This is a genomic window from Phytoactinopolyspora endophytica, from assembly GCF_004138495.1.
Lineage (GTDB): Bacteria > Actinomycetota > Actinomycetes > Jiangellales > Jiangellaceae > Phytoactinopolyspora > Phytoactinopolyspora endophytica.
In genome coordinates this window covers 366,582-370,892 of record NZ_ML142850.1, presented here as the reverse complement: position 1 = coordinate 370,892, position 4,311 = coordinate 366,582, and the positions used below count along the sequence as shown (strand labels likewise).

General features: G+C 68.2%; 3 protein-coding genes and 1 pseudogene. 2 read left to right on the top strand and 2 right to left on the bottom strand.

Annotated elements, in window-relative coordinates:
- Together ELR45_RS05015 and ELR45_RS05010 are read left to right on the top strand one after the other, a co-directional pair.
- Positions 1 to 307, top strand: a pseudogene (locus ELR45_RS05015) (FAD-binding oxidoreductase); the annotation flags it as partial.
- The gene (locus tag ELR45_RS05010; RefSeq protein WP_205856000.1) at positions 307 to 1,551 is read left to right on the top strand and encodes a (Fe-S)-binding protein; all 1,245 of its coding nucleotides are present in this window, start codon (positions 307 to 309) and stop codon (positions 1,549 to 1,551) included. The pseudogene ELR45_RS05015 and the gene ELR45_RS05010, both read left to right, overlap by 1 nt.
- A gap of 122 nt (positions 1,552 to 1,673) precedes the next feature.
- Here ELR45_RS05010 and ELR45_RS05005 read toward each other — a convergent pair whose 3' ends face one another.
- Both ELR45_RS05005 and ELR45_RS40405 read right to left on the bottom strand, forming a co-directional pair.
- Positions 1,674 to 2,579: a serine hydrolase domain-containing protein gene (locus ELR45_RS05005; RefSeq protein ID WP_129664244.1), complete on the bottom strand. Its 906-nt coding sequence runs from the start codon at positions 2,577 to 2,579 to the stop codon at positions 1,674 to 1,676.
- A 332-nt stretch (positions 2,580 to 2,911) separates the two neighbouring features.
- On the bottom strand, positions 2,912 to 4,311 hold a 1,400-nt coding region (locus ELR45_RS40405), incomplete at its 5' end, for a M3 family metallopeptidase (RefSeq protein WP_240759162.1).

The following is a 4,311-nucleotide window of genomic DNA, read 5'->3' as shown; positions in this document are numbered from 1 at the left end:
TCGTGCGTCCGCCGCGGCCGGCTTGATGGTGACGTTGCACAGTCACGCCGGGCTGGGGCTTCACGACGCGGTGATCGAGGGCGACGACGTTCCGGCGCACGCCGCGGTGGTCAGCGCGTGGCGGGACAGCGTCCGTGCCCTTGGAGGGAGCGTCGTCGTGCGGGACCGCCCGTCCGGCTTGGACGCCTATGTCGACCCGTGGGGTGATCCCGGCCAGTCCCGGCTGCTCGAGCTCTCCGGGTCGGTCAAGCGCGCGCTGGATCCGGAGGGACGCTTCGCACCCGGACGTTTTCTGGGAGGCCTGTAGTGGACCGCGAGCTGATCGATGACTGTGTGCACTGCGGGTTCTGCCTGCCGGCCTGCCCGACGTACGACCTATGGGGCGAGGAGATGGACTCGCCGCGTGGCCGGATCCATCTGATGAGCACGGCCCTCGACGGCGACGCGCCGATCGACGCCACCTGGGTGGGCCACCTTGACGCCTGTCTGGGTTGCATGGCCTGTGTGTCGGCGTGCCCGTCCGGCGTCAAATACGACCAGCTGATCGAGTCGGCGCGCGCCACCATCGAGCGTGACTACCGGCGGCCATGGCGGGACCGTGTGTTCCGCTCGATGATCTTCCATGCATTCCCCGGCCGCCGCCGGCTGCGGGTCGCCGCCGTGTTCGGTCTGCTGTACCAGCGGCTCGGGCTCGCCCGGCTGATCCGAAATGGCAGGGTGCGGGACCGGCTGCCGGCAAGGCTGCGCTCGCTCGAATCGGTGATGCCGCCGATGACAGTCAAGGCCGTGGTGCGGCGAACGCCTTCGCGGACACCGGCCGAGGGGGCGCGCCGTCGTCGTGTCGCTTTCCTGACCGGATGCGTCCAGGAAGTGTTCTTCGGCGACGTCAACGACGCCACAGTGCGGGTGCTGGCCGCCGAGGGGTGTGAGGTGGTGGCGCCGGTGAGCCAAGGGTGCTGCGGCGCGCTCGAGCTGCACGGTGGACGGGAGAGGTCCGCGTTGGAGCGCGCCCGCGCGGTGGTCGACGTCTTCGCCCGGCTGGACGTGGACGCGATCGTGGTCAACGCCGCTGGCTGCGGTTCTGCGATGAAGGACTACGGAAGGCTGCTCGCCGACGACCCGCGATACGCGGAACGGGCGGCGGCGTTCGCGTCGAAGGTTCGTGATGTCACCGAGGTGCTGGCGGAGCTGGAACCACGCCGTCGTTACGGCAGCCTCGACCTCGCCGTCGCGTACCACGACGCCTGTCACCTGACGCATGCCCAGCGGGTGCGATCGGCTCCCCGCAGCGTGCTGGCCCGGATCCCCGGCGTGGAGCTGCGGCCGATCCTGGACGACGGTCTGTGCTGTGGCTCGGCCGGGATCTACAACTTGGTGGAGCCGGAAGCGGCCGGAGAGCTGGGGCGTCGCAAGGCGGAAGCGCTGAGGGCCACCGAGGCCGACGTCGTGGTCACCACTAACCCCGGATGTGCGCTGCAGATCGGCCGCGAGCTGGATATCCCGGTGCTGCACCCGGTCCAGTTGCTCGCCCGGGCCCTCGACTCCCCATGATCATCGAGGATGCAGGTCAGAGTGCCCTGAAGCCTCGATCTCTCTGTCAAGATCCTTTGTGCGGGGTTCTGCTCGACGGGGCGGGACCGCTGACGTGCGCGTACCGGGTGACTCTTCGATGATCATGGTCGAAGGTGCTGGACCTCGGTGAGGACGGCGTCGGAGAACGCGGGCCAGGCTTCGATGGCCCAGTCGCCGAAGTCACGGTCGGTGAGCGCGACGCACGCCAGACCGGTACGAGGGGATGCCTCGGTATTCGGCGTGGCGCCGGCGGCATCTGGCGTATCCAGGATGCCCGGGGTGGTGCCCAGCTCGGCATCCGGGTCGACCCAGAGGAACGTGCCGGACTGCCCGAAATGGCCGAAGGTCCGGGGCGAGTTCTGCGACCCCGTCCAGTGCGGGCTCTTGTGGCCGCGGATCTCGAACCCGAGGCCCCAGTCGTTGGGATCCTGTCGGCCATAGCCCGGCAGGACGCCGACCAGCCCGGGGAAGGCCACCTCGGTCGCCGTACCCAGGGTGCTCGGGTCCAAGAGCGTCGGATGCTGCAGCTCGGCGGCGAAGCGGGCCAGGTCGTTGACGGTCGAGGACGCGCCGTGACCCGGTGATCCCTCGAACACCGTCGACGTCATGCCCAGCGGCGCCAGCAGACCGTCTCGCACGTAGTCGGCGAACGCGATGCCGGAGAGCTTGGCCAGCTGATCCGCGAGCTCCTCGAAACCCGCGCTGGAGTACACTCGCCGCTTGCCGGCCGGCGCGATGGTCGTGTGATCGTTGAGGTTCAGCCCAGAAGCGTGCGCGAGCAGATGCCGGACCGTGGAGCCTTCCGGGCCGGCTGGGTCATCGAGCTCGGCGACGCCCTCTTCGACGGCGATGAGCGCGGCGTAGGCGGTGAGCAGCTTGGTCACCGACGCGAGTGGGAAGACCTGGTCAAGGTTTCCGTGACTTCCCAAGATCCGCCCGTCGGGGGCCACCACCGTTGCCGCGGCGTTCTCAACCGGCCACTGCTCGATCATCCGCACACTGTCCACGGCCTCGACCCTACCCACGCCCAACGATCACCATGTGCGGCCCCTCCGCGCCGCGCTCGTGAGGTCTTGTCGACGAGCGGCCATGGGACTGCCAGCGCGACCAGCGGTCGATGCTGCAATCCGTGTCGGATGCCACATTCTGTGTCGCTATACGGCCTGAAGCGGGCTCTTGGCGGTACAGATTGCAGCATCCGACACGGATTGCGGCATCGGGCCCTGCGGGCGGCCACGACAGCGGCTGCGTAAGCCCGACGGTCCGCATTACTGGGTGAGGTTGCCCTATTGGTTGAGGTTGCTCACGCGGGCGAGGCTGCTCTCTGGGCCGAGGCTGCTCACTGGGTGAGGCCCCGACGCTGGAGGAGCGGCTCGATCTGCGGGTCGCGGCCGCGGAAGTCGCGGAACGCCTGCATCTCGTCCATGCTGCCGCCGCGCGACAGCAATGTGCGGCGGAAGTGGTCGCCGGTCTCGCGCCGTAGACCGCCGTTCTCCTTGAACCAGTCGACGGTCTCGGCGTCGAGCACCTCGCTCCAGATGTAGGAGTAGTACCCCGCGCTATAGCCACCGGCGAAGATGTGCGCGAAGTACGTCGTCCGGTAGCGAGGCGGAACCGCCGCCACGGCAACGCCGGCACGTGTCAGTGCTTCGGCCTCGAATCCCGCCACCCGGGCAGCGGTTCCGCCCTCGGCTGCTGTACGCGATGTCCCGGCGTCGTGTAGGGCCGACCCGTCCCGAAGCAGGCGCCGGGCGTCGTCGGCGCTGAGCTCGTGCCAGGCCAGGTCCAGCAGCGACGCGGCAAGGTACTCGGTGGTCTTGAAACCCTCGCCCCAGATCTGGGACTCCATGAGCCGGTCGACGATCTCCTGGGCAAGCGGCTCTCCGGTCCGGTAATGCCTGGCGTAGTTGGCTAGAACCTCCGGCCACACCGACCACATCTCGTTCACCTGCGAGGGGAACTCGACGAAGTCGCGCTGGACGTTGGTGCCGGAGAACTTCGGGTATCGCACGTCGGAGAGCAGGCCGTGAAGCGCGTGGCCGAACTCGTGAAACAGCGTTGTGACCTCGTCGAACGTCAGCAGAGTCGGCTCGCCGGCGGGTGCTCTGCTGACATTCAGGTTGTTGATCACCACTGGCTTGGTGCCCAACAGTGACGACTGGTCCACGAACGAGTTCATCCACGCGCCACCGCGCTTGGAATCGCGGGTGAAGAAGTCGCCCACGAAGAGTCCCACGCCGGAGCCGTCGGCGTCGGTCACCTCGAAGACCCGCGCATCCGGGTGGTAACCGGCCAGGTCGGTGCGTTCGGCGAAGCTGAGGCCGTAGAGGCGGTTGGCCGCGTAGAAGACCCCGTCGTGCAGCACACGCTCAAGCTCGAAGTACGGCCGAAGCTCGGAGCCGTCGACCTGATACTTGGCTCGCTTGACCCGTTCGGAGTAGAACGACCAGTCCCACGGCTGAAGGTCGAACTCGTCGCCGATCGACTCCTGCAGCGCGGCCGCCTCTGTATGCGCATTGGCGACGGCGGCGGGCGCGAGCTTGTCGAGCATCTCGTGCACTGCAGCGGGCGAGCCCGCGGTGCTGTCCTCCAGCACGTAGGCGGCGTGATCGTGGTAACCGAGCAGCTCCGCGCGTTCAGCGCGGAGCTGCACCAGCCGGGCGGCCGTCTCCGCGGTGTTGTGCTCATTGTCATTGCTGCCGCGTTGCACTGAAGCCTGATGAATGCGTTCGCGCAGCG